Raw genomic sequence first — 4,257 nt, 5'->3', positions numbered from 1 at the left:
GATGATCTGGCCGCACGGCCGGTGGCGCGTCGAGCTGCGCGGCGAGGCGAACCACGCCGGCACCACGCCGCTCGCCGACCGTCGGGACCCGATGCTCGACCTCGCGGCGTTCGTGCAGCACGCGCGCGCGGCCGCGGTCGAGGCCGGGGCGCTCGCGACCGTCGGGAAGGTCCGCGTCGAGCCGAACGGCGTCAACGCCATCCCGTCGCACGTCACCGCGTGGCTGGACGTGCGCGCCGAGGACGAGGCACGCGTCCGGGCGGTGCTCGCTGCGCTCACGTCCTGGGCGCCGGCGGAGGAGTCGTGGACGCCCGTCACGTGGTTCGACGCGGACCTGGCGGACGAGGTCGCGACCGTGCTGGGCGCGACGGGCGCCGGACCGTCCGGCTCGACCGGCGGTGCCCGGTCCGACGTGCGTGCGCCGCTGCTCGGGACCGGCGCGGGCCACGACGCCGGGATCCTCGCCGCGGCGGGCGTGCCGACCGCGATGCTGTTCGTCCGCAACCCGACGGGCGTCTCGCACGCGCCGGCCGAGGACGCCGACGAGGCCGACTGCCTCGCGGGGGTCGACGCGCTCGCCACGACGCTCGAGCACCTGCTCGCGCGGGAGACGTCATGAGCGGCCTGGCCTCCGGTCGTCGTGGGACTGCGGCGGCCGACGCGGCGAGGTCGGCCGGGACGGCCGCACAGGTGTCGGCGGACACGGCGTCCACGGCGTCCACGGCATCCACGGCGTTCACCGCGCTTACGGCGACGCGCGCGGAGTCGCGATGACGTCGCCCCCGTCGTCGTTCTGGGCCGCCGAGGCGTGGCTCCCGGACGGCGTCGCGCGCGACGTCCGCCTCACGGCGCACGACGGCCGGATCGCGTCCGTCACCGCGGGCGTCCCCGCCGCGGCCGGCGACCACCGCCTCCCCGGCATGGTCCTGCCCGGGTTCGCGAACGCCCACTCGCACGCGTTCCACCGCGCGCTGCGCGGCCGGACGCACGCCGACGGCGGCACCTTCTGGACGTGGCGCGCGCGCATGTACGCGCTGGCGGCGACCCTGACCCCGGACACCTACCTCGACCTCGCGCGCGCCGCCTACGCCGAGATGGTGCTGGCCGGCGTCACCGCGGTCGGCGAGTTCCACTACCTCCACCACGCGCCCGGCGGGACGCCGTACGACGACCCGAACGTCATGGCGGAGGCGCTGCGCACGGCAGCGCGCGAGGCGGGCGGCTGCCTCGCGTCGGGCGACGAGCACCAGGATCAGGGCCACCAGGCAGGCACCGAGCAGCCCGATCACCGTGGCGATGGGACCTGGCTCCACGTGTCCTCCCGTCGTGCGGGGCCCGCGGCGCGCGCTCCCGGCTCTGGCGACATTCTCACCCAACCGGTGCCCGGCGCGGTGCAGGTTCGCCGCGGTGGCGCCCGACTCGCCCGATGACCCCCGACCTGGGCGCCGGTTCGGCCGCCGTGTTCTCCGAGCGCGAACACACGCGACGGACGACTGGCACTCGATCGTCGAGAGTGCTAACACATGAGGTGTAGCCGAACCCGGCGAAGGACGCCGGGAAGCACCCGGGTCGCGGGAGGTCCGCGACCCGACGACGAGGAGGTGAGGGGCGTGGCTACCCGTTTCGACCCGTTCCAGGAGATGGACCGGATGCTCGGCCAGATGTTCGCCGCCGACCGCGCGTCGGCGACCATGCCGATGGACCTGTACCGCTCGGGCGACCACTACGTGCTGCACGTCGACCTGCCGGGTGCGGACCCGGGCACGATCGACGTGAACGTCGAGGACCGCACGCTGACCATCCGCGCGCAGCGCTCGTCGCGCACCGAGCAGGACGTCCAGTGGCTCGCGAAGGAGCGCCCCGTCGGCACCTACGCCCGCCAGCTCACGGTGGGACGCGGGCTCGCGCTCGACGCGATCAGCGCGACCTACACCGACGGTGTCCTCACGCTGAGCATCCCGGTCGCCGAGGACGCGAAGCCGCGCCGCATCGAGGTGCAGCACGGTGCGTCGACCGCGCAGATCGGCACCACCGCCGACGCGCAGGCCTCCGCCTGACGACCGTCCGCCCCTCGCGTCGCTCGCCGGGCCTCTGACCGACACGCCAGGTGGCCCACGACGGCCGGGCCGGCGGCGGGCACCACAGGAGACCGGCGCACGGCGACCGGTCGACGACGACGGCCCCCGCGACGACCTGCGTCACGGGGGCCGTCGCACGTCCATGCGGAGCGCGACGACGCCGCTCGTGCCGAGCGTCTCGACGAGGGCCGGCTCAGTCCAGCTCCGGCTCGGCGAGACCCGACGGGTCGACGCCCTCCGCCGCGAGCTCCTCACGCACCAGCCGCGACACGAGCCCCGGCGCGTACCCCTTGCGACCGAGGGCCGCGAAGGTCCGCCGCGTCCGGGTCTGCGGGTCGAGCCCGACCGTCGACGCGAGCCGACGACGCACGAGGTGGCGAGCCGCCTCCTCCTCGTCGTCGGCGTCGACCTGCTCGAGCGCGCGCTGCGCGTCCTCGTCCGCGACACCCTTGCGCCGCAGCTCGACCGCGAGCGCCCGACGCGACAGGCCGCGTTCGGCGTGCCGCGTCCGGACCAGGCTCTCCGCGTAGGCGACGTCGTCGACGAGCCCGACCTCGGTGAAGCGGTCGAGGACGCGCTCGGCGACCTCCTCCGGGACGTCGCGTCGCGCCATCCCCTCGGCGAGCTGTGCCCGGCTGCGCGGTGCACCGGTGAGCATCCGCAGCGCGATCGCGCGGGCCACGGACTCCGGGTCCGGCTCCGCGTCGTGCGCGGCGGATCCCGTCGCGGGCGGCTCGGTGGCGCGCCCGCGACGGGATCCGGTGCTCGTGCGGGACAAGCCGGGCCTCAGAAGTCGACCGGGGCCGGCGCGTCGGCGGGCGCGTCGACCCGTGCGCCGACGCCCAGTTTCTCCTTGATCTTCTTGTCGATCTCGTCCGCGAGGTCGGGGTTGTCCTTGAGGAACTTGCGGGCGTTCTCCTTGCCCTGCCCCAGCTGGTCGCCCTCGTACGTGTACCAGGCGCCCGACTTGCGGACGAAGCCGTGCTCGACGCCGAGGTCGATGAGGCTGCCCTCGCGGGAGATGCCGACGCCGTAGAGGATGTCGAACTCGGCCTGCTTGAACGGCGGCGCCATCTTGTTCTTGACGATCTTCACGCGCGTGCGGTTGCCGACCGCGTCGGTGCCCTCCTTGAGGGTCTCGATGCGGCGGATGTCCATGCGGACCGACGCGTAGAACTTGAGCGCCTTGCCACCGGTCGTCGTCTCGGGCGAGCCGAAGAACACGCCGATCTTCTCGCGCAGCTGGTTGATGAAGATCGCGGTCGTGCCCGACGCGTTGAGCGCACCGGTGATCTTGCGCAGGGCCTGCGACATGAGGCGGGCCTGGAGGCCGACGTGGCTGTCGCCCATCTCGCCCTCGATCTCGGCCTTGGGGACGAGCGCCGCGACCGAGTCGATGACGATGATGTCGATCGCGCCCGAGCGGATCAGCATGTCCATGATCTCGAGCGCCTGCTCGCCGGTGTCCGGCTGCGAGACCAGCAGCGCGTCGGTGTCGACGCCGAGCTTCTTCGCGTACTCCGGGTCCAGCGCGTGCTCGGCGTCGATGAACGCCGCGATGCCGCCGGCCTTCTGCGCGTTCGCGACCGCGTGCAGCGCGACGGTCGTCTTGCCGGAGGACTCGGGACCGTAGACCTCGATGATGCGGCCGCGCGGGAGCCCGCCGATGCCGAGCGCCACGTCGAGCGCGATGGAACCGGTCGGGATGACCTCGACGGGGGGACGCCCCTCGTCGCCGAGGCGCATGATCGAGCCCTTGCCGAACTGGCGGTCGATCTGGCTGAGAGCGGCCTCGAGGGCCTTCTCGCGGTCCTGGGGTGCGGGCATGTTCCACCTCGTCGTTCGAGCAGCGTCCGGCTGCGCCTGCGGGGGCTGGTCTTCGTCGCAGGTGACGCTATGCCCGACCACCGACATCCCGACCGCTCCCCCGACAACCCGTGGACCGGCACCGCCGGACGGGGGCTGTGGACGGCTCGGCCGTGTCACCCGCGGACGACGATACCCGAACACGTGTTCGACGGAGCACGACACGCCGCGCGTGTCGCGCCGTCCCGTCACACGCGCCCCGAGGGGCTGCGCGGACCGGCGGCGTCGCTCAGGCGGACGGGCCCTCCGCCGCCGCGCCACGGTCCGCCACCGCGGTCCCCGGCACCTCCGTCTGCACCCCCGGCGCCAGCAC

General features: G+C 74.1%; 5 protein-coding genes. 3 read left to right on the top strand and 2 right to left on the bottom strand.

Annotated features, from left to right (window positions below; translation table 11 throughout):
* From HGA02_RS11920 to HGA02_RS11910, 3 genes are all read left to right on the top strand, one after another.
* Nucleotides 1-619: M20/M25/M40 family metallo-hydrolase (locus tag HGA02_RS11920; protein ID WP_168679187.1), on the top strand; the 619-nt coding region annotated here is incomplete at its 5' end.
* A gap of 151 nt (nt 620-770) precedes the next feature.
* On the top strand, nt 771-1,430 hold the full coding sequence (locus HGA02_RS11915; RefSeq protein ID WP_425483061.1) for an amidohydrolase family protein: 660 nt from the start codon (nt 771-773) through the stop codon (nt 1,428-1,430).
* Between the two features lie 180 nt (nt 1,431-1,610).
* The gene (locus tag HGA02_RS11910) at nt 1,611-2,057 is read left to right on the top strand and encodes an Hsp20 family protein (protein WP_168679186.1); all 447 of its coding nucleotides are present in this window, start codon (nt 1,611-1,613) and stop codon (nt 2,055-2,057) included.
* Between the two features lie 214 nt (nt 2,058-2,271).
* Here HGA02_RS11910 and HGA02_RS11905 read toward each other — a convergent pair whose 3' ends face one another.
* Nucleotides 2,272-2,760, bottom strand: a complete 489-nt coding sequence (locus HGA02_RS11905; protein ID WP_343035454.1) for a regulatory protein RecX — start codon at nt 2,758-2,760, stop codon at nt 2,272-2,274.
* Between the two features lie 104 nt (nt 2,761-2,864).
* On the bottom strand, nt 2,865-3,905 hold the full coding sequence (gene recA, locus HGA02_RS11900) for a recombinase RecA (RefSeq protein ID WP_124342842.1): 1,041 nt from the start codon (nt 3,903-3,905) through the stop codon (nt 2,865-2,867).
* Nucleotides 3,906-4,257: the final 352 nt, after the last annotated feature.

The organism is Cellulomonas septica (genome assembly GCF_012396155.1).
Classification (GTDB): Bacteria; Actinomycetota; Actinomycetes; order Actinomycetales; family Cellulomonadaceae; genus Cellulomonas; species Cellulomonas septica.
The sequence above is the reverse complement of the archived record's forward strand: the minus strand, read 5'-3'. Positions and strand labels throughout refer to the sequence as shown.

Excerpts from the sequence above, each read along its gene's own strand:
- HGA02_RS11915 (WP_425483061.1), top strand. The coding sequence starts at position 771 with ATGACGTCGCCCCCGTCGTCGTTCTGGGCCGCCGAGGCGTGGCTCCCG.
- recA (WP_124342842.1), bottom strand. The coding sequence starts at position 3,905 with ATGCCCGCACCCCAGGACCGCGAGAAGGCCCTCGAGGCCGCTCTCAGC.